Below are 19,589 nucleotides of genomic sequence, written 5' to 3' on the forward strand. Positions count from 1 at the left end.
GACGAGTGTGCGCCGTGGGCGTCGAGTGTGCGCCCAGGGCGTCGAGTGTGCGCCCAGGGCGTCGAGTGTGCATCCAGGGCGTCGAGCGTGCGCCCTGGGCGACGACACGCCGACAAACCCCGCCCCAGACGCACACTGAAAACCCTGAACGCACACCCGAACACGCGAAAAGGGCCGCCACGCCACCACCACCGCCACGCCACCACCACCGGCGCTCCGCCTCACGCGTCGAGCGTGCGTCTAGGGCGTCGACACCCCGACACACCCCGACACACCCCCCCGACGCACAGCACGCTCAATGCCCAGCGTTCACATTCAAGGCACCGGCGCTCAGCCGGCGGGGGTGCTCTCACGGCCCACGTCTCGCCGGCCGCGGGCCCGCGCCGCGAAGTACAGCCCCACCGCCACCACCCAGGACAACAAGCTCAGCCAGAGCTGACTGCGTGCCGAGCGGTCGAATGCCATCTGCACCAGAACCGCGGTGATGCCACCCAGCGTCAGCACCGACAGGACCGGGAAGAACCACATCTTGACCCGTAGCTTCTCCGCAGGGGTGCGGCGCCGCAGGATGATCTGCGACAGCGCGATCAGCCAGTAGACGAAAAGGATGATGGCGCCCGAGGAGTTGAGCAGGAAGAGGAACACCGTGTTCGGCGCCACCCGCGCCATGATGACGACAGACCGAACACGAGCACTGGCGACATGGGGACGCGCGTGTAGAGGCCCGAGTTCAGGCAGGACAGCACCGCGGTGAGCACCACCGCGTTCATCACCTGGTCCGCGCCCGACAGGCCCATGTGCTTGAGGGCGGCGACGTACGGCGAGGCCCCGAGTTCGACCGAGTTCCACGGCAGGATCACCACGAGCAGTAACACCGAACCGACGAAGAACACCCCGATGCGCGCGACGACCGACCTCGTCGCCCTCTGCACCGCCTGCTGAGGATCACGGCTTTCGGCGGCGGCGACGGTGACGATCTCGGCGCCGACCATCGAGAAGATCACCACAACGATGGCGGCGAAGACGGCGCCGACGCCCTTCGGGAAGAAACCGCCGTGCGACGTGAGGTTCGCGAAACCAGCGTGGTGGCCTGGCAGAAAACCGGCGACGTAAGCGGCACCCACGCCGAGAAAAATGACGATGGTCGCGACTTTGATTCCGGCGAACCAGAATTCGAATTCGCCGAACGAGGACACCGAGAACAGATTGGTGGCGGTCATGAGCAACATCAGGCATAGCGACATCAGCCACAGCGGCGCGTGGAACCAGTAGTTGAGGACCTTGCCTCCGGCGACCGCCTCGAACCCGACCACGATCACCCAGAAGTACCAATACAGCCAGGCGACCGAAAACCCGGCCCAGCCGCCCAGGGCCTGCGCCGCGTAGTCGGCGAACGACCCGGTCGACGGATTCGCGGCCGCCATCTCCCCGAGCATCCGCATCACCAGGACGATCAGCAGCCCGCACAGCGTGTAAGTCAGGAAGGCGGCGGGGCCCGTGTCCCGGATCACCACGCCGGAGCCGACGAACAGCCCGGCGCCGATCACGCCGCCCAGGGCGATCATGCTGAGCTGTCGTTGCGACAGCCCTTGGCGCAGTTCCGAAGTGCCACCCACGTCCCCAACCACAGCACATCGGCGTGCACGGCACCACCTGGCCCGCGAGTGGCGCGGCTCTACAGGTGCAGGTCGTGCTCGCGGATCAGTGGGCCGAGGCGACGGCGAACGGCGTCGCCGGCGCGGGATGGGTCCGGCGGTGGGGGTGCTTGAACAGTCCCATCCGTTCCAGCAACGGCAGCACACCCTCGCCGAACCAGTAGGCCTCTTCCAAGTGCGGGTAGCCGGACAGGATGAACTGGGTGATGCCCAGTTGGGCGTATTCGGCCAGCCTTTCGGCGACCTCGGCGTGCGACCCGACCAGCGCAGTGCCTGCCCCGCCGCGCACCAGGCCGACGCCGGCCCACAGGTTGGGGCCCACCAGCAGCCGGCTGCTGTCGCCGCCGTGCAGGTCCAGCATGCGACGCTGGCCTTCCGACTCGCTGCGCGCCAGGCTGGCCTGCACCCGGGCGACGTCCGCGGGGTCGACGGCCGCCAGCAACCGGTCGGCCTCGGCCCACGCCTGCGCGGAGGTGTCGCGGCTGATCACGTGAATCCGTAAGCCGTACTGCAGGATTCGGCTGGCGTCGACGGCCAGCCCGCGGATCCAGTCCAGCTTCTGCGCCACCGCCTTCACCGGCTCACCCCAGGTGAGGTAGACGTCGGAGTACTTGGCCGCGACGGGTCCGGCGGCCCCCGACGACCCGCCGAAGTACACCGCGGGGATCGGGTCGGGCGGGTTGTTCAGCTGGGCGTCCTCGACGTGTATGTGGCTGCCGGAGAAGGAGACCGGCTCCTTGGCCGTCCACAGTTCGCGCACCACGTGCAGGAACTCGGCGGTGCGGGCATACCGCGCCTGCTTGTCCAGGAAGTCCCCATAGGCTCGTTGCTCGTGCGGCTCACCGCCGGTCACCACGTTGAGCAGCAACCGTCCCCCCGAATGACGCTGGAAGGTGCCGGCCATCTGCGCGGCCAGCGTGGGGCTCAGCAGCCCCGGCCGGAAGGCGACCAGGAATTTCAGGCGTTCGGTGCCCTCGATCAGCATCGCCGTCGTCAACCAGGCGTCCTCGCACCACAATCCGGTGGGCGTGAGTACGGCCTCGAACCCGTTGTCCTCGGCGGCCGCACATACCTGGTGCAGGTAGCGCAGCGTCGCGGGCCGGTCACCGGACATCTGCGTGCCGTGCCCGCCGGCGACCAGGTTCCGCGAATCGCCGTAGGTCGGCAGGAACCAGTGAAACGACAGACTCATCCACAATCCTTTCGGCACGAAAGCTCCATGGTGCGCAACGCCCGCCAGGCGCGCGAGGGTTGAAACCGGCGAGATTAGATTCCCTGGCCACGCCTCGGCGGGTGCCCGCGGCCGGTGTCGGACCGGTCGACGGCGCACCACCGAAAGGTCACGGGCCGGACTCCGCGCGGCGCTTAGATGAGGGAAACGTCACTGGTTCGTGACCACCAGATCACAATGCCCCCGATACGGCGCGCCTCGGTGGATCCGGGCCGGTCAAGGCGGCATCATGGCGCCTGTGCCTGACGTGAACCGCCGCGCGATATTGCGCATTGGTGCCGGTGCCACGGCGGCGGCAACAGGCGCGTGGGCGTTGAGCGCGCTGCTCGATCCGCTCGAGCCGCAGGCGGCGCCGGCGCTGTCCCCCGCCCCATTCGAACCGTCGGCGGCGGGCAACGCCCTGCCGAACAGGTTGACCGGCTCGTTCGTGTCGGCCGCGCGCGGAGGCGTCACCACCAACTGGGTCATTGCCCTCCCGCCCGGCCAGAAGGCCGAGTCGGGCACGCTGCGCCCGGTGATCGCACTGCACGGCAAGGACGGCAACGCCAACATGATGCTCGAGTGCGGCGTGCAGGAAGGGCTGGCCCAACTGGTCAGGGAGGGCAGGCCGCCTTTCGCCGTCGTGGGCGTCGACGGCGGCAGCGACTGCTACTGGCACAAACGAGCCGACGGCACCGACTCCGGCGCGATGGTGCTCGACGAATTGCTGCCGATGTTGTCCACGATGGGTTTCGACACTTCCCGGGTGGGCTTCATGGGGTGGTCCATGGGCGGCTACGGCGCACTGCGCCTGGGCGCCAAGCTGGGGCCGTCACGGACCGCCGGGATCTGCGCGATCAGCCCGGCGCTGTTCACCTCCTTCGCCGGCAGCGATGCCTTGGCCTTCGACAGTTACGACGACTGGGTGCAGAACAGCGTGCTGGGGCTGCCGGCGCTCTCGGAGATACCGCTGCGGGTGGACTGCGGAACGTTCGACCGGTTCTGCTTCGCCACAAGGCAATTCGTCAGCCAACTGAAGACCCCGCCTGCGGGCAGCTTCTCCCTGGGCGGGCACGACATGGTCTATTGGCGCTCGCAGTTGCCCGGCGAGCTCGCCTGGTTGTCGTCGTAGGGGGGCCGCAATGAACTTCTCGTCATCATCGGACGTCAAATCGAGAAAGGTTCGGAGGTTCTAGGACATGAGTCCGCTGCTGCTGGTCTGCATTGCGCTCGCCGCGCCGGTCGCCGGGATGGGGCTGCTTAACTTGCAGACGCGCCTGGAGCGCTGGGACTACGAACGGCACGTGGACGACTGAGACGTCGGCACGTCCCCGCCGCCCAACGGCCCCGCCTACTGTGGGCTAACGCGAGCACAAGGCACGGCAAACGCAGATTGCATGGATGCGAGAAGCCTCAGGTGGACAGCTGCGTTCCGATGAGCGGGGCGATCTTGTCCGCCATGTAGGCGTGCCCGGCGTCCGTCGGGTGCACGCCGTCGGGCCCGATCAGGTCGGGCCTGCCGACGAACCAGCCCTCGGCGATCGGGTCGACGAACGCCGCTCCCGCCGTGACCGCGGCGGCGGCCAGCACGTCGCGGATCTGCAGCACGTTGATGGGCACGTCGGCCGTCGGCCACGGCGGCCCGATCACCAGGAACCTCGCCGACGGCGCGATGCGCCGCGCCAGATCGTAAGTGGTGCGGACCTTTTGGGCGAGCAAACCCAAATCGACACCCTGATCGTTGCGGGAGCCGAAGAACACCACAAGCGCATCCGAGGGTTTGACCGCCCGCGCGGTGAGATCCTCGAAGATGCTGCCGTGATCGCCCACCGCGCCGTACCCGGCCCTGCCCTCGGCGGCCACGTCCGGCGCGATCCGCTCGCCGCGCTGGTCGAGCGTCCGCCAGGCGCGAGCGGTCCACGATTCCAGCCCCAGCCCGCCCTCGTTGGTACCGGTGGTGTAGGAATCACCAACCACGGCAACATGGTTCAGCCTGAAGTCCACGGTCAGAGCGTCGTGGGCGCCCGCCCGCGGCGGGTGCGCCGCGCCCGCGACGACCGCACCGACCAGCACCCCGAAACTCGCGACGAACGCGGCGGAACGACTCACTGCTACCTCCCCTCGAACGGCCCCTGAGGACGGCCCCGGACCACCTTGTCCCGCGCCCCAGCCCGAACTGGACGGAACCGTTCGCCACCCGACGAACCGTCCGAATCATTGTCACATCGCGCGGGCCGGGACCGCTTCCAACGCACGGTCGATCTGGTGCACCTTGGTGCCCGCCTCGTGGCCGGGCCCGGCCTTCGGACCGGCCGGCCTGGTGTTCACCATCCGGCGCATCCAGCGGCGGGCGGGCTCCTCGACGGTGTGGTACAGCAGCATCGACGCTGCCACGGCCACCGCGAGCAGCGCGAAGACGTTCCACTTCCACAGGCCGTCCTGCGGTACCAGCGCGAATTGCTCGACGGCCCAACCCCATGCGGTGTGCACCAGCTCGTGGACCATGTAGAGGCAGAACGAGATCTCGCCGCCGTAGACCATCACCCGGGTGGACAACAGCCGCGGCAGGCCTCCCACCCCGGTCGCCAGCGTCATCACCAGCGGGACGAACAGCATGTCTACCACCCCGCCGCTGTCCACGACCCCGCTGATCGGATGCGCGTCGAAGTAGTAGAAGACGCCGACCATGGCGGCGGCCAAAAGCACGGCGAGATAACCGGATACGTGCCGGGCGCGGTCGCTCAGCCGCAGCCGGCGCACGGCGGCGCAGGCCAGTGCGCCCGCGGTGAACTGCGTGACGATCCGCGGCAGCCAACTCCACGGCGTGTAGAAATGGCCGCTGGTCAGCAGCAACACCACCGGTGGCAGCGACGCGGCGAAGGCCAGCAGCGCCAGGCTCCGCGCCCTGGTCGCGCGCTCCATCCGAAAGATCACCAGAACGAGCAGTCCGAACAGCAGATAGGCCAGCCACTCCGCGCTGATCGACCACGCCGGGCCGTCCCAGCTGGAATCGTCGAAGAAGGGCTGAAACCACAACTGCACCAACAGGACCTGCCGGACGTAGCTGACGGCGGTGAGCTGGTCGGCGTCGGGCGAAGGGACGTGGCCGACGTGCAGGGTGAAGATCACCCACAGGGCGGCCAGGTGCAGCGTGACCAGGTATACCGGCCACACCCTGGCCAGCCGCAGCCACAGGAAGTGCAGGGTGTCGCGCAGCGACCACGACCTGCCCATGCGGTCCAGGTAGTTCCAGGCCAGCACGAACCCGCTGAGGATGAAGAACAGGTCGACGCCCTGCGCGCCGCAGTTGAGCACCGGCGCCAGTGCGTCGCGGAAGTCGGGCGAGACGTCACCCAGCATCGGCCGGAAGTGGAACAGCACCACCCACAGGGCGGCGACGATGCGGAGGCCCGTCAAAGCTCTGATCTCTCCGCCGCGCACGATGCTCTTTTCCGTCCGACTCCGCGTCTTCGGCTGCCGGCTAGTCAACTCCACGACCCCCCGACTAGCGAATCGGCAGCCCTGGCAGCCTAGCAGCGCAGGCCTCACGGTCGCGCCAGGAGTTCTCCCGCGGCGCGGCCCGGCGTTTGCTCGTCGCCTCAAACAGGCGGCCAGAGTTCTTAGCAAGAAGTTAGACGTAGTTGTCGGTCCCCTTAATCACGCGGGTAATCGTTAGAGACAGGCTTGGTCGGCGTCGACTCGGCACTGTGCGGCCAGCGGTGGACAGACGGGGATTGAGGTTGCTGATGACAATCGCGAACATCAGAGCGCGGCAGCAGGACGGCACGTTCGATTGCGGGCGCGCCCAGATCCGGGCCCACTGCCGCCACCTCGCCACGGTCGTCACCGTCCGCGGCGAGATCGGCGCCGACAACGCCGAGCGGGTGAGCCAATACATCCGGCGCTTCATCCTCGAGGACAACACGGTGGTCCTCGACCTCAGCGAGGTTCGCCGGTGCGACGCGGCCGGCGCTTGGCTGCTGGCCCGGTTCGACGAGAGCTGCCTGGCCGCGGGTGTGGATTGGATGCTGGTGGCGAGCCCGGCGGTCACCGAGGCGCTGGACGCCGGCGACCGGGCCGCCTTCCCGATCACGCACTCGGTGCGCGACGCGCTGCACGACCTGGCCGACGCGATCGTCAGCCGCCGTCAGCTGGTGCTGCCGCTGATCAAGAAGTCGGCTTAACGGCGCGCGACCGCAGGCGCCGCAGCCTGGCCGTCCCGCCGACGGCCAGCACCCCGGCCGCGGTCAACAACAGCATCGTCAGCAGCAGCAGCTGCGGGTCGTACACGAGCGACGTGGTGGACGGCTGCCCGTCGGTGATCGGCGCGACGCTGACGGTGCGCCGCGCGTGCGACCAGCTCACCCCCGCGGAAGCGAACGCGACGACCGCCAGGACGAGCATCAGCCGGGCACGGTGGCGGGCCATCACAGCGCAGGCCCGTCGTCGTCGGAGTCGACGTCGTCGACCGCGGTGCCGGGTGGTTGCACCCGCTCCTGGACCAGCGGGGTGAGCGCCGCCCGCAGCTGCCGGTGCCGGCGCGCCCAGGCCTGGGCATAACGCCCGCCCGTGAGCTTGAGGCCGATGCCGATCCGGCCACGCGGCACCCCGGCCAACTCGCCGAGTGCCCGCGCCGACTGCCACCTGGCCAGGTCCTTGCCGGAGGCCTCATGGTTCTCGGGCTCGGGATACACCTTGACGATCTCGCGCACCAGGATGGTCTCGGTGCCCTGACGCAGGGCGTCCTCGGTCAACTCGACCGAGGTGTGGATTCGGGCCGCCTTGACCTGGATCCCCAGAAACGCCGACACCATCACCAGAAAGATCGCCGGAACCAGCAGCCCTATCCCGGCACCGCTCCACAGCTCGATGAGGATCATCGACGCCGCCGCCGCCGGGCCCGCCAGCAACCACAGCCAGCTCCCGCCGGACTCGGCGAACAACGGCTTGGAGTCATCCACCGACGCCATCTTCTGATTGTCGCCCGGCCGCGCGGTCATGAAAGCCAACCCGCCGCATCGGCGGCCCAATAGGTCAGCACCATGTGGGCGCCGGCGCGGCGGATGCTCGTCAGCGATTCCAGCGCCGCGGCGCGGACGTCGAGCCAGCCGTTGGCGGCCGCGGCGCAGATCATCGCGTACTCCCCCGAGACCTGATAGGCGGCCACCGGCACCGGCGAAATCGAGGCCGCCGCGGCCACCACGTCCAGGTAGCTCATCGCGGGTTTGACCATCACGATGTCGGCGCCCTCGTCGAGATCGAGTTGCACCTCGCGCAGCGCCTCCCGGGAGTTGCCCGATTCCTGCTGGTAGGTGCGCCGGTCCCCGGACAGGCTCGAGCTCACCGCCTCGCGGAAGGGGCCGTAGAACACCGAGGCGAACTTGGCCGCGTACGCGAGGATCGCCACGTCGGTGTAGCCGGCGGCGTCCAGGCCGTCGCGGATGGCGCCTACCTGACCGTCCATCATTCCGCTGGGGCTGACCACGTGCGCTCCCGACTCCGCTTGCGCCACAGCGAGTTTCACGTAACGCAGCAACGTCGCGTCGTTGTCCACCCGGCCCCGGCTGTCAAGGACGCCGCAGTGGCCGTGGTCGGTGAACTCGTCGAGGCAGGTGTCGGCCATCAGTACGGTCGCGTCGCCGAGGTCTTTGGCCAGGTCGCGCAGGGCCACGTTCAAGATGCCGTCGGGGTCGGTGCCCGCCGAACCCGTCGCGTCCTTGTCCTGTTCGCGCGGCACCCCGAACAGCATGAGGCCGCCCACGCCGGCGGCGACGGCCGCGTGGGCCGCGCCGCGCAACGACTCGCGGGTGTGCTGCACGACGCCCGGCATCGAGGCGATGGGCCGCGGCTCGGCGATGCCGTCGGCGACGAACATCGGCAGCACCAGATGCCTTGGCTCCAAGGAGGTTTGCGCCACCAGACGACGAAGCGCCGGGGTGGAGCGGAGCCGGCGCGGACGCTGGCGCGGATAGGCGCCCATGCTCACCTGGCGGCTTCGTGGCCGCGAACGCGCGCGCAATGCCGGCCCCGACGGCGCGTCGCCGCACAGACACGCACGCTCACGAGGGGAACGGGCACGCCGGGCACTAGCGTCTGCGGCTCTTCTTGCGCGGGGGCGGCAGTGCGCCCTCGGCGCGCAGCCGGGCGGCGTGTTCGGCCAGCGCGTCCACCAATGGACCCACGGCGGCGGTCTCGGGCTGCACATCGACCCGCAGCCCGAACTCCGCGGCGGTCTCGGCGGTCTTGGGCCCGATGCAGGCGATGATGGTTCTCGCGTGCGGCTTTCCGGCGATGCCGACGAGGTTGCGCACGGTGGAGCTCGACGTGAAGCACACCGCGTCAAAGCCGCCGGTCTTGATCATCTCCCGCGTCTCGGCCGGCGGCGGGGCGGCCCGCACCGTGCGGTAGGCGGTGACATCCTCGATCTCCCAACCGCGTTCGCGCAGGCCCTCGGCCAGCGTCTCGGTGGCGATGTCGGCGCGAGGCAGCAGGACCCGGTTCACCGGGTCGAAGATGCTGTCATAGGGCGGGAAGTCGTCGAGCAGGCCCAGCGAGGACTGTTCACCGGCCGGCACCAACTCGGGGCTGATCCCGAAGGCGCGGACCCGGTCGGCCGTCGACTCGCCCACGCAGGCGATCTTCACCCCGGAGAACGCTCGGGCGTCGAGCCCGAACTCGCCGAACTTCTCCCACACCGCGCGCACGGCGTTGGTGGAGGTGAACACCACCCACTGGAAGCGGCCGTCGACCAAGCCCTTGACGGCCCGCTCCATCTGCGCGGGGCTGCGCGGCGGCTCTACCGCGATGGTCGGCACCTCCACCGGGAGAGCGCCGTACGACGTCAGCCGGTCGCTCATCTCGCCGGCCTGGTCCTTGGTGCGGGGCACCAGCACGGTCCATCCGTAAAGTGCGCGGCTTTCCCACCAGTTCAGCCTGGCCCGGTTGGTCACCGTCTTGCCGATGGTCACCACCAGCGAGCCGTTCTGGCGGTCGCCGCCCGCATCGGCGCCGAGGAGCGCCGAGTCGGTCAGGCCGTGCAACGTGGTCTCGACCGATCGCTGCTGGCAGGTGGTGCCCTGCGCGGTCACCACGCACGGGGTGGTCTCGGACAGCTGGTGATCGATCAGGGTGCGCGCCGCGTCGGGCAGGTGCGACGCGGTGGCCTGCAGGATCAAGGGGCCGGGTGCCGCGGCCAGAGCGTCCCAGTCCACCTGTGGGTCGCGCACGTCGGCGACCGTGTGCGACGACCCCAGCGGCAGACCCGCGTAGGTGGGGACCGCGCTGGTGGCGGCCAGGCCGGGCACGATCTCGATGTGCATGTGGCTGCGCGCCACGGCGTTCACCTCGGTGATGACGGCGTCCACCGTCAGCGGGTCGCCGGCTACCAGCCGGACCACATCGGCACCCGAGCGGGCCTCGGCCACCAGCGTTTTGGCGACCTCGGCAGGTTCGCCCAGGGCCGGGCGGACATCGGGACCGGCGGACATCACCGCGGGCGCGGCCTGGGGTTGCTCCGCGTCGGCGGCCCCGTCCCCGGTCGCGGGCGCCGGACTGGCCGGCGCCGGGCCGGAGACCGGTGGCAGGTCTTTGCCGATCAGTGCCAGCACCGGCTCCGGCACATCGGGGTCGGTGAAGACCAGTGCGGCGTTCGCCAGCACCGAGGCCGCCCGGGTGGTCAACAGGCCGGGGTCACCCGGACCGGAACCCACGAACGTGATTTGGCCCGGCCTTGGCTTGCGCCCTCGCGTCGTCATTGTCGCTCCCACGTCGCTCTCTACTTTTCCTCGCGCGAGTCTTGCCGCGCTGCGCTCATCAGCTCCCGCGCGCCAAGCTCGAACAACTCCGCGGCCACCGAGAGCCCCAGCTCTCGTGCCCGACCGGGATTGCCGATGCCGGACGCTCGGATCACGTCGGACCCGTCCAGCGCCGCCACGCAGCCGCGCAGCGACAGCTCCTCGAAGACCCGGCCGTCCTCATCGATGGACTCGACCACCTCGGCGATCGCGCCCACCGGTGCAGAGCAACCGGCCTCGAGTTCGGCCAACAGGGCTCGCTCCGCGGTGACCGCCGCTCGCGTGTCGGCGTCGTCCAACTCCGCCAGCACCGCCGCCAACCCGTCACCGGCGCGGCATTCGACGGCGAGCGCGCCCTGAGCCGGCGCCGGCAACATCTGCACCGGCTCGAGCGTCTCGGTCACGTCACCGAGGCGGCCCAGCCGGGCCAACCCAGCCCGAGCCACCACAATCGCGTCCAGATCACCACTGCTCACCCTGTTCAACCTGGTATCTAGGTTGCCTCGTAGGGGGCGGATTTCCAAACCGAGACCCAATGCTCTAAGCTGCGCGGCCCGCCGGGGAGACGAGGTGCCCACCAGCGAACCGGGCGGCAACTCGCCCAGCACCATCCCGTCGCGCGCGACGACCGCGTCACGGGGGTCGTTCCGGGTGGGTATCGCCGCGATGGTGAACCTCGGGTCGTCGGCGGTGGGCAAATCCTTGTGGGAGTGCACCGCCGCGTCGACGCGGCCGTCTTCGATGGCCTCGCGCAGCGCGGTGGTGAAGACGCCCACTCCGAGGGTCTCGATGGGCGCCGAGGACCGGTCACCCACCGTGCTGATGGTCACCAGCTCCGCCGGGTGTCCGTTGGCGATCAGCGCGTCCCTGACGGCGCCGGCCTGCGTGGTGGCCAACAGACTGCCGCGGGTGCCTATTCGGATCACGTGCGGCAATCGGCTACTCGGCGCGGGTCTGCGCGCCGCCGGCATCCAATCCGCCTGCCACAACTGGCAATTCGCCTGCGGCGACGGCGGCTACGGAGTCGATGGCGGTCTGGTCGAGTTCGAAGAGTTCACGCAGCGCCTCGGCGTAGCTGTCGCCACCGGGGGCGCTCGCGAGCTGCTTGATCCGCACGGTCGGCGCGTGCAGCAGCTTGTCCACCACCCGGCGGACGGTCCGGGCCACCTCCTCGCGCTCGGACATCGCGAGCCCGGGCAACCGGTTGTCCAGGCGCAGCAACTCCGCCTCGACCACGTCGGCGGCGCGCTGGCGCAGCGCGGTCACCGTCGGGGTGACCTCGGCCATCCGCTGCCCCGCCAGGTAGGCCGACACCTCGGCGGCGACGATGTGGCGGGCGGCGTCGACGTCGGAAGCGGCGGCGTGGGCGGACGGCTCGTGCTGGATGCGGTCCACGTCGACCACCCAGACGCCGGGCAGCCCGGCGACCGCCGGATCGACGTCGCGCGGCATGCCCAGGTCGCAGATCACCAGCGGGCGGGTCGCCTCGTCCCGGCCGGCGGCGGCCAGCGCGTGATGCACGTCGGCCAAAGAGATCACCGGGCTCACCGCACCGGTGCAGCTGACCACGACGTCGGCCTGGGCCAGCGCACCGGCCAGCTGGTCGAGATGCAGCGCCCGGGACGCCACGCCGGCATCGCGGATCTTGCGGGCCAGCCGCTGGGCGCGGGACGACGACCGGTTGAGCACCTGGATCTCGCGGATGCCCGCGCGGGTCAGATGCGCCGCGGCCAGGGCGCCCATCGCACCGGCGCCGACCACGACGGCGGTCCTGCCCGACAGGCCGCCCAGGCGGCGTTCGGCCATATCGAGGGCCACCGAGACAACCGACGCGCCGGCGGCGTCGATGGCGGTCTCGGAGTGCACGCGCTTGCCCACCGACAGCGCCCGCTGGGCCAGCTCGTGCAGCACCCGCCCGACGGTCCGGTTGCCTTCGGCGGAGGCGTACGCGCGCCGCACCTGCCCCAGCACCTGCTGTTCCCCGATCACCGCGGAGTCCAGACCGCTGGCGACCGAGAACAGGTGCTCGACGGCGGCCTCGCTGTAACGCACGTAGGCGTATTTGGTCAGGTCTCCCATCGGCATGCCGGAGTGCTCCGACAGCACCTGCCCGATCACGGCCAGACCGCCGTGGAACGCGTCCACCACCGCATAAACCTCGACCCGGTTGCACGTCGACAACACCATGGCCTCGGTCACCAGAGGGGACTGCAACACCCGGTCGACGATCTTGCCCTGATCGGATTCGTCGATGGTGAGGTGTTCCAGGACGGAGACCGGCGCACTGCGGTGCGAAACCCCGAAGAGCAGGACGCTCACGGCAGCATCACCTGGCCAGCTCCCTTGCTTGTCCCAGTAACTGAACTGCTGTCCACGGTAATCGTTTATCAGCCGGGCTACCAAATAATGGGGGCGTCAAGCGGCGCTGGTCACAGCCGCGGCCCCGGCAGGGGGTCGCCGGGACCGAGCCCTATCGGCCGAGGTCGGCGCGCAGCCGGTCCTCGTCGATGTCCCAATAACTGTGCTCGCGGCCGTCGAGCAGCACCACCGGCAGCCGGTCGCCGAACTCCGCCCGCAGGCCGGGGTCGCCCGCCGCGGCGGCGGCGTCGACGTCGACGCACGACAGGTCAAAGCCCCACTCGCGGGCCAGTTCCCCGAGCCGGGCGTGCACTCGCACACACAGGGTGCAGCCGTCGCGCGTCAGCAGCACGACCTGTGGCCGGCCCGAAGCCGCCGCGCCCGTGTCTGCCATGGCGACCAGTGTGCACCGGACACACGACGGACCTGCCGCCCGGGCCGCCGGGTGAATTGTCGGGCCCGTCCGGAGTCGTTAACTTTTCGTCGTGGCCGGTGACAACACTTTGCGCGTCGACCCGCACACCCTGCGGTGGTCCGCCGCGGCGCTGTCGAACGGCGCCGAGGAGCTGCGTAACCGGTTGACCGATCTCGACGACCGGGTCGGCGCCCTGTTGGGCGGGTGGCGCGGCGCGTCGGGGTCCGCCTACGGCTCGGCGTGGGAGTTGTGGCATCGAGGCGCCGGCGAGGTCGAGGCGGGGCTGGCGATCCTGGGGCGGCTCGTCGCCGAGGCCGGCGGGGCTTACCAGGAGAACGAGACCACTTCGGCGCTGCGGATGCGCCTGGGCAGGAGCGAGACCGACCGTGGCTGAACCGTTTCGCGTCGATCCCGAACTGCTGGCCGACACCGTGGGCCACATGGCCGAATTCCAGCGCTACGCCCAGCAGATGATCGACGAAATCGATTCGGTGGTAAGGCATCTGCATTCGACGTGGACCGGTGAGGGCGCCGCCGCCCACGCCGAGGCGCACCGGCACTGGGCCTGCGGCGGGGCGATGATGCGTGCGGCGCTGGCGCAGCTGACAAGCGCGGGTGCGACCGCGCACGCCAACTACACCGGGGCGGCGTCGACGAACCGGGGCATGTGGTCCTAGCCGGGCAGCTCGGGGTGTGGGGGGCCGCGGGCAGGCCAGGCGCGTCCGCGTCCGGCGGATAGGGTTGGATACCGGTGGTCCGCCGGTTGCCGAGCAGCACAGCTTCTAGGAGGTTTAGCAGTGACTTCCTCGGAGAATTCCCCGGACCGGGAAGGGCCGGGCGTCACTCCCGTCGACCTCGAGTCGCTGGCCGCCGACGCCAGCGCCGCGCGCGCGCTGGAGGGCATGCGGCAAGCGGCCGCGGCGGAGGGCCCGGCCGGCCCGCAGCCACCGGTCGACCTGACCGCGGCCGCGTTCTTCGACGTGGACAACACCCTGGTGCAGGGCTCCTCTGCGGTGCATTTCGGCCGGGGACTGGCCGCACGCAACTATTTCACCTACCGCGATGTGCTCGGATTCATCTACGCGCAGGCCAAGTTCCAGATGCTCGGCAAAGAGAACAGCAACGACGTCGCGGCCGGGCGGCGCAAAGCGCTCGCGTTCATCGAGGGCCGCTCGGTCGAGCAGTTGGTCACCCTCGGCGAGGAGATCTACGACGAGATCATCGCCGACAAGATCTGGCCCGGAACGCGTGAGCTCACGCAGATGCACCTCGATGCCGGCCAGCAGGTGTGGCTGATCACCGCAACGCCGTACGAACTGGCGGCCACCATCGCGCGCCGGCTGGGCCTGACCGGCGCGCTGGGCACCGTCGCCGAGTCGGTCGACGGCGTGTTCACCGGCAGGCTCGTCGGCGACATCCTGCACGGCACCGGCAAGGCGCACGCCGTGCGGTCGCTGGCCATCCGGGAGGGACTCAACCTCAAGCGCTGCACCGCCTACTCCGACAGCTACAACGACGTGCCCATGCTGTCGCTGGTCGGCACGGCGGTCGCCATCAACCCCGACGCCCGCCTGCGCACCCTGGCCCGCGAGCGCGGCTGGGAGATCCGCGACTTCCGCACCGCCCGGAAGGCGGCCCGAATCGGGGTACCGTCGGCGCTGGCGCTCGGCGCGGCCGGGGGCGCCTTGGCCGCCCTGGCCTCCCGACGTCAATCGCGCTGATAGGCTGCGCCGCTAGCATCTATTCGAGCGGAGAACAACGCGCTATGACGACTCCCAAAGAAGCCGAAGGACTCATCGGCAGCAACTACCGGGGATCGGACTACTTCGAGGTCGGACGCGAGAAGATCCGGGAGTTCGCGCTCGCGGTGAAAGACGACCACCCGTCCCACTTCAACGAGGCCGACGCGGCCGAAGCCGGTTATCCGGCGCTGTTGGCGCCCTTGACCTTCGCGGCAGTCGCCGGGCGGCGCGTGCAGCTGGAGATCTTCACCAAGTTCAGCATTCCGATCAACATCGCCCGGGTCATCCACCGCGACCAGAAGTTCAAGTTCCACCGGCCGATCCTGGCCCACGACAGGCTCTTCTTCGACACCTACCTGGACTCGGTGATCGAGTCGCACGGCACCGTCCTCGCCGAGATCCGCAGCGAAATCTCCGACGCCGAAGGCAATCCGGTGGTGACCGGCATCGTGACGATGCTCGGCGAATCCGCACACCAGGAGGCGAGCGCGGCAGAAACCGCCGCCGCCGTTGCGTCGATATCAGCCGGTAAGTAGGGTCGGTTTAATGACGTCACAAGGCAAAACGGGGGGGACCGACACCCGGCTGAAGCCGCCGGTCGACAAGGTCCGGTCGCACTACGACAAGTCGAACGAATTCTTCAAGCTCTGGCTTGACCCGTCGATGACGTACAGCTGTGGCTATTTCGACGAGAACCCCGACCCGCAGAATCTGACCAAGACCCTCGAAGAGGCGCAATACGCAAAGCGCAAGCTCGCCCTGGACAAGCTGAACCTCGAGCCGGGCATGTTGCTGCTCGACATCGGCAGCGGCTGGGGCTCGACGATGCGGCACGCCGTGGCCGAGTACGACGTCGACGTGATCGGGCTGACGCTGAGCGAGAACCAGCACGCCCACTGTGTCGCCGAATTCGAGAAGATGGACAGCCCCGCCGTAAAGAGGTGCGAATCCAGGGCTGGGAGCAATTCGACGAGCCGGTCGACCGGATCGTGTCGCTGGGCGCGTTCGAGCACTTCGCCGATGGCGCGGGCGACGCCGGCTACGAGCGCTACGCCACCTTCTTCAAGAAGTACTACGACCTGCTGCCGGACGACGGCCGGATGTTGCTGCACACCATCGTGGTGCCCAACGCCGAAGAAGGCAAAGCGATGGGCTTGAAGGTCAACATGACCCTGCTGCGGTTCATCAGCTTCATTTTGAAGGAGATCTACCCGGGCGGGAAGTTGCCCCAGGTCGACCTGGTCGACAAGTACGCGACGGACGCGGGTTTCAAGATCGAGCGCCACCACTTCATCGGCAAGAACTACGTTCCGACGCTGACCGCTTGGGGCGATGCCCTCGAGGCGCACAAGGAAGAGGCGATCGCCCTGAAGGGGCAGGAGACCTACGACATCTACCTGAAGTACCTGCGGGGCTGCTCAGACCTCTTCCGAGACGGCTACACGAACGTCTGCCAGTTCACGATGGTCAAATAATCGTTCGGCACGCTGAGCGCCCCGGTGTCCGTCGGCACTGGGGCGCTTTGCTGTTCGGGGTGGCCCCGACCTGGCGGAATCAGCCCAGGAAGATGTTGCGGCGCCCGGCGAGCATCCGGTACAGCGTCTGCTGAATGGTCTCGCGCACCTGGTCGGTCAGCTCGAAGGTGACCATCGGGTCTTCGGCGTCGGACGCCGCGTAGTCGTTGGTGTAGATCGGCTCGCCGAAGGTGATGCGCCATTTGGACGGCAACGGCACCAGGCCGGCGGGGCCGGCCAGCGGGAACAGCGGCGTGACCGGGAAGTACGGCAGGCCGAACAGCCGCGCCAGCAGCTTGACGTCGGTCAGCATCGGATAGATCTCTTCGGAGCCGATGATCGAGCACGGGATGATCGGCGCCTTGGTGCGCAGCGCGGCGGTCACGAAGCCGCCGCGGCCGAACCGCTGCAGCCGGTAGCGCTCCTCGAAGCGTTTGCCGAGGCCCTTGTAGCCTTCCGGGAACACCGCCGTCAGTTCGCCGCCGGCCAGCAGCCGGTGCGCGTCGGTCGTGCAGGCCATGGTGTGGCCGGCCTTGCGCGCGGCCTCGCCTATCAGGGGCAGGTCGAAGACCATGTCGGCGGCCAGCAGCCGGATGTCCCGGTGCGCCGGGTGCTCGTCGTGCACGGCCACCGACAGCATCAGGCCGTCGAATGGCAGCACCCCGGCGTGGTTGGCCACCACCAGGGCCGGACCGTCGCCCGGCAGGTTCTCGATGCCGCTGACCTCCACCCGGAACCACGACCGGAAGAAGAACCTCAGCAAAGGCCTGACGATTGCGCTGTTGAAGTGCGGGTCGAAGCCGAACTCGTCGACGCTGTAGTCGCCGGTGAGCCGCTGGCGAAGAAATCCGGCGACCGCGGCGACACGCTGAGCCAGCTCGTTCAGGGGCGCCTCGGGGGAGCCCGGCTTGCCGCCGGTGCCCGCGGTGCGGCGGCGTTCGTCGATTTCGCGGACGACGGCGGCGATCTGCTCGGCCGACGCGCGGCCCTGCGGCTCGGATAGCAACGAGGGATGCTGCCGCGCCGACTCCGCGCGCTGATCGGCTCGCCGACGCGCCGCTACCCGGCCCCGATTGGTGTGCAGTGGAATGACATTCGCTCTGGTTTCACCCACCACGATATCTACCTGACCCCGCCCCACGGAATTGGACTACGGCTACCCCAGCGCTGCGCTAGAGCTATGGCGCGACCTTCCAAGGAGCGTACCCGATGCGGGTCGATTATGGGAGTCAGGCGACGTCCGCGGACGTAGTCGTCGAACGCCTCCGCCGTCGTCCATTTCGGCTGGTAACCAAGCTCGGTGCGCATCCTGGTGGTGTCCATGACGCGGCCGTAGCTCAAATAGTCGAACTGCTCGCGGCTGATCTCGTTGTAGCGATTGGCCCGCCGCAGCGAATCCAGCGCCCATACCCCGAAGCCGGGCACCGGCAGCGGAATCCGGCCGGCCCGCCGGATCGCCTGGGACAGCATGACGATGCCGTCGGCGCCGATGTTGAACGTCCCGGCCTTGCCGGCCATCGCCGCGCGTTCCAGCGCCCCGAGCGCATCCTGCTCGTGCAGCAGCTGAAGTCGCGCGTCGCGGCCAAACATGGTGGGCACCAACGGTCCTGCAAGGTAGCGCGACAGCGTGGTGTCCATCGCCGGGCCGATCATGTTGGCCAACCGCAGGATGGTGACCGCGATGTCCGGCCGGCGCCTGCCCAACCCGCGCGCATACCCCTCGATGTCGAGGCTGTCCTTGGCGAAGCCGCCGCGCAACGGACGCCGGCTGGTGCTGTCCTCGGTGAACACGACCGGGTCGTGGGCGCTCGACCCGTACACCTCGGACGTCGACTTGAGCACGACGCGGCGCACCGACGGCGCCTTCTGACAGGCCGCGAACAACTGCATCGCGCCCATCACGTTGATTTCCTTCAACGCGGCGCTGCCGCCCGACCGCGGCGCGTACGAGGCGGCCGCGGCGTGCACCACCGTGTCGACATCGCCGTTGCGAATCACCTTGGCAATGAATGGGTTTCGAATGTCGGCGCGGACAAACTCGGCGCGGCCCATCCGGCGCAGCATGTCCTTGCTGGGCGCGATCGCGTCCACCGCGATGACCCCTTTGATCATCGGGTTCTGCGCGAGGCGGGCTGTCAGGTAGCCGCCGAGGAACCGGCACGCGCCGGTGACCAGCACCACCTTGGGGTAGTGCACGGCGTCGCTTCCGGTGCCCCCCGCTGCGGCACCTTCCCCACTCGACGAATCCACTCGAACAGACTATCGGCCAGGCGGCACAGCGGCACCAACGCCGCGGTGGGTGAGCGGAGCTACTTGCCGAGTTTTCTGCGCTGCACCCGGGTGCGACGCAGAAGTTTGCGGTGCTTCTTCTTCGACATGCGCTTGCGCCGCTTCTTGATTACTGAACCCATGAACTCCGCTATCTGACCTGAGACCTGCGTTAAAAGGACCACGCCACTTTACCCGGCCCGACACGCGGAACACCAAACCGGCGTCGCTGCAACCTCGCGCAACCGCGAGGCTGCACGTCGTGATGTGGCGCACCGGGACCGCCCAGGCCGCGCGCGGATTGACGTCCGCACGCGGCCCGATTCGGCTCAGCCGGCGTCGAAGTAGGAGGTCTCCAGCATGTCGTGGACGGCCTTGGCGTGCACCCGGAACGACCGCCCGACCCGAACCGCGGGCAGCTCGCCGTTGTGCACCAGCCGGTAGACCGTCATCTTGGAGACCCGCATCAACGCCGCAACCTCGGCGACGGTGAGAAACTGAGTCCTGCCCTGCTGGCCTTCGACAGAACTCGTGTCCCGTCCCTTACCTGCAGAATCTCGCGCTGATGGCCCGTTCGTAGACGTCATCGCAACCCATTCGTGTCAGGCACGCGCAATGCCAGCGGCTTCCCCTC

20 protein-coding genes and 2 pseudogenes are annotated in these 19,589 nt (G+C 69.0%); 7 read left to right on the plus strand and 15 right to left on the minus strand.

Going from position 1 to position 19,589, the window contains the following annotated elements; translation table 11 throughout:
* Positions 1–330: 330 nt before the first annotated feature.
* Both G6N48_RS16125 and G6N48_RS16130 read right to left on the minus strand, forming a co-directional pair.
* A pseudogene (locus G6N48_RS16125) lies at positions 331–1,616 on the minus strand (amino acid permease).
* A gap of 85 nt (positions 1,617–1,701) precedes the next feature.
* Positions 1,702–2,847, minus strand: a complete 1,146-nt coding sequence (locus G6N48_RS16130) for an LLM class flavin-dependent oxidoreductase (protein ID WP_085271817.1) — start codon at positions 2,845–2,847, stop codon at positions 1,702–1,704.
* A 268-nt stretch (positions 2,848–3,115) separates the two neighbouring features.
* Here G6N48_RS16130 and G6N48_RS16135 point away from each other — a divergent pair, with 268 nt between their 5' ends.
* Positions 3,116–3,997 (plus strand): alpha/beta hydrolase, encoded by an 882-nt coding sequence (locus tag G6N48_RS16135; RefSeq protein WP_085271816.1) that lies wholly within the window; start codon positions 3,116–3,118, stop codon positions 3,995–3,997.
* 281 nt (positions 3,998–4,278) lie between these two features.
* On the opposite strand, the gene G6N48_RS16140 is transcribed toward G6N48_RS16135, so the two are convergent.
* Both G6N48_RS16140 and G6N48_RS16145 read right to left on the minus strand, forming a co-directional pair.
* Complete coding sequence (locus G6N48_RS16140; protein ID WP_085271815.1) at positions 4,279–4,974, minus strand: Rv0518 family GDSL lipase; 696 nt, start codon at positions 4,972–4,974, stop codon at positions 4,279–4,281.
* 111 nt (positions 4,975–5,085) lie between these two features.
* Positions 5,086–6,306: an acyltransferase family protein gene (locus G6N48_RS16145; protein ID WP_085271814.1), complete on the minus strand. Its 1,221-nt coding sequence runs from the start codon at positions 6,304–6,306 to the stop codon at positions 5,086–5,088.
* A gap of 305 nt (positions 6,307–6,611) precedes the next feature.
* On the opposite strand from G6N48_RS16145, the gene G6N48_RS16150 reads away from it, so the two are divergent.
* Complete coding sequence (locus tag G6N48_RS16150) at positions 6,612–7,049, plus strand: STAS domain-containing protein (protein WP_085272058.1); 438 nt, start codon at positions 6,612–6,614, stop codon at positions 7,047–7,049.
* Here G6N48_RS16150 and G6N48_RS16155 read toward each other — a convergent pair.
* The 7 genes from G6N48_RS16155 to G6N48_RS16185 form a co-directional block, all read right to left on the minus strand.
* On the minus strand, positions 7,033–7,296 hold the full coding sequence (locus tag G6N48_RS16155) for a hypothetical protein (RefSeq protein WP_085271813.1): 264 nt from the start codon (positions 7,294–7,296) through the stop codon (positions 7,033–7,035). The two genes, G6N48_RS16150 and G6N48_RS16155, sit on opposite strands and share 17 nt — an antisense overlap.
* On the minus strand, positions 7,293–7,835 hold the full coding sequence (locus G6N48_RS16160; RefSeq protein ID WP_085272059.1) for a DUF3093 domain-containing protein: 543 nt from the start codon (positions 7,833–7,835) through the stop codon (positions 7,293–7,295). Before G6N48_RS16160 ends, G6N48_RS16155 begins: the two co-directional genes overlap by 4 nt.
* Positions 7,836–7,861: 26 nt before the next feature.
* Complete coding sequence (gene hemB / locus G6N48_RS16165; protein WP_139826019.1) at positions 7,862–8,851, minus strand: porphobilinogen synthase; 990 nt, start codon at positions 8,849–8,851, stop codon at positions 7,862–7,864.
* A gap of 100 nt (positions 8,852–8,951) precedes the next feature.
* Complete coding sequence (locus tag G6N48_RS16170; RefSeq protein ID WP_085271811.1) at positions 8,952–10,619, minus strand: bifunctional uroporphyrinogen-III C-methyltransferase/uroporphyrinogen-III synthase; 1,668 nt, start codon at positions 10,617–10,619, stop codon at positions 8,952–8,954.
* 20 nt (positions 10,620–10,639) lie between these two features.
* Positions 10,640–11,584 carry a hydroxymethylbilane synthase gene (gene hemC / locus G6N48_RS16175; RefSeq protein WP_085272057.1) on the minus strand — a complete coding sequence of 315 codons (945 nt, stop codon included), beginning with the start codon at positions 11,582–11,584 and terminating at the stop codon, positions 10,640–10,642.
* 13 nt (positions 11,585–11,597) lie between these two features.
* Positions 11,598–12,977, minus strand: coding sequence for a glutamyl-tRNA reductase (locus G6N48_RS16180; RefSeq protein WP_085271810.1), 1,380 nt, complete (start codon positions 12,975–12,977; stop codon positions 11,598–11,600).
* A gap of 151 nt (positions 12,978–13,128) precedes the next feature.
* A complete protein-coding gene (locus G6N48_RS16185) occupies positions 13,129–13,410 on the minus strand; it encodes a glutaredoxin family protein (protein ID WP_085271809.1) in 282 nt (93 codons plus the stop codon).
* 91 nt (positions 13,411–13,501) lie between these two features.
* On the opposite strand from G6N48_RS16185, the gene G6N48_RS16190 reads away from it, so the two are divergent.
* The 5 genes and pseudogenes from G6N48_RS16190 (at position 13,502) to G6N48_RS16210 (ending at position 16,648) form a co-directional block, all read left to right on the plus strand.
* Positions 13,502–13,825, plus strand: coding sequence for a WXG100 family type VII secretion target (locus G6N48_RS16190; RefSeq protein ID WP_085271808.1), 324 nt, complete (start codon positions 13,502–13,504; stop codon positions 13,823–13,825).
* On the plus strand, positions 13,818–14,108 hold the full coding sequence (locus G6N48_RS16195) for a WXG100 family type VII secretion target (protein WP_085271807.1): 291 nt from the start codon (positions 13,818–13,820) through the stop codon (positions 14,106–14,108). The genes G6N48_RS16190 and G6N48_RS16195 overlap by 8 nt, the downstream gene beginning before the upstream one ends.
* Positions 14,109–14,228: 120 nt before the next feature.
* A complete protein-coding gene (locus G6N48_RS16200; protein ID WP_085271806.1) occupies positions 14,229–15,152 on the plus strand; it encodes an HAD family hydrolase in 924 nt (307 codons plus the stop codon).
* A 44-nt stretch (positions 15,153–15,196) separates the two neighbouring features.
* Positions 15,197–15,709 (plus strand): FAS1-like dehydratase domain-containing protein, encoded by a 513-nt coding sequence (locus G6N48_RS16205; RefSeq protein WP_085271805.1) that lies wholly within the window; start codon positions 15,197–15,199, stop codon positions 15,707–15,709.
* A gap of 10 nt (positions 15,710–15,719) precedes the next feature.
* Positions 15,720–16,648 (plus strand): annotated as a pseudogene (locus G6N48_RS16210) (cyclopropane mycolic acid synthase family methyltransferase).
* 79 nt (positions 16,649–16,727) lie between these two features.
* On the opposite strand, the gene G6N48_RS16215 reads toward G6N48_RS16210, so the two are convergent.
* The 4 genes from G6N48_RS16215 to G6N48_RS16230 form a co-directional block, all read right to left on the minus strand.
* Positions 16,728–17,804 (minus strand): lysophospholipid acyltransferase family protein, encoded by a 1,077-nt coding sequence (locus G6N48_RS16215; protein ID WP_085272056.1) that lies wholly within the window; start codon positions 17,802–17,804, stop codon positions 16,728–16,730.
* A gap of 5 nt (positions 17,805–17,809) precedes the next feature.
* Entirely contained in the window at positions 17,810–18,937 is a 1,128-nt protein-coding gene (locus tag G6N48_RS16220) for an SDR family oxidoreductase (protein ID WP_085271803.1), read from the minus strand.
* 59 nt (positions 18,938–18,996) lie between these two features.
* Positions 18,997–19,098: a 30S ribosomal protein bS22 gene (locus tag G6N48_RS16225; RefSeq protein ID WP_003402602.1), complete on the minus strand. Its 102-nt coding sequence runs from the start codon at positions 19,096–19,098 to the stop codon at positions 18,997–18,999.
* A gap of 186 nt (positions 19,099–19,284) precedes the next feature.
* The gene (locus G6N48_RS16230; RefSeq protein WP_085271802.1) at positions 19,285–19,542 is read right to left on the minus strand and encodes a cell division/environmental response transcriptional regulator; all 258 of its coding nucleotides are present in this window, start codon (positions 19,540–19,542) and stop codon (positions 19,285–19,287) included.
* Positions 19,543–19,589 lie beyond the last annotated feature (47 nt).

Source organism: Mycobacterium parmense (assembly GCF_010730575.1).
In the GTDB taxonomy this organism is placed as follows: domain Bacteria; phylum Actinomycetota; class Actinomycetes; order Mycobacteriales; family Mycobacteriaceae; genus Mycobacterium; species Mycobacterium parmense.

What these genes read in the sequence shown, in the direction of transcription:
- G6N48_RS16130 (WP_085271817.1), bottom strand. Translation starts at nt 2,847, where the DNA reads ATGAGTCTGTCGTTTCACTGGTTCCTGCCGACCTACGGCGATTCGCGG.
- G6N48_RS16135 (WP_085271816.1), top strand. Translation starts at nt 3,116, where the DNA reads ATGGCGCCTGTGCCTGACGTGAACCGCCGCGCGATATTGCGCATTGGT.
- G6N48_RS16150 (WP_085272058.1), top strand. Translation starts at nt 6,612, where the DNA reads ATGACAATCGCGAACATCAGAGCGCGGCAGCAGGACGGCACGTTCGAT.
- G6N48_RS16160 (WP_085272059.1), bottom strand. Translation starts at nt 7,835, where the DNA reads ATGGCGTCGGTGGATGACTCCAAGCCGTTGTTCGCCGAGTCCGGCGGG.
- G6N48_RS16170 (WP_085271811.1), bottom strand. Translation starts at nt 10,619, where the DNA reads ATGACGACGCGAGGGCGCAAGCCAAGGCCGGGCCAAATCACGTTCGTG.
- G6N48_RS16185 (WP_085271809.1), bottom strand. Translation starts at nt 13,410, where the DNA reads ATGGCAGACACGGGCGCGGCGGCTTCGGGCCGGCCACAGGTCGTGCTG.
- G6N48_RS16205 (WP_085271805.1), top strand. Translation starts at nt 15,197, where the DNA reads ATGACGACTCCCAAAGAAGCCGAAGGACTCATCGGCAGCAACTACCGG.
- G6N48_RS16225 (WP_003402602.1), bottom strand. Translation starts at nt 19,098, where the DNA reads ATGGGTTCAGTAATCAAGAAGCGGCGCAAGCGCATGTCGAAGAAGAAG.
- G6N48_RS16230 (WP_085271802.1), bottom strand. Translation starts at nt 19,542, where the DNA reads ATGACGTCTACGAACGGGCCATCAGCGCGAGATTCTGCAGGTAAGGGA.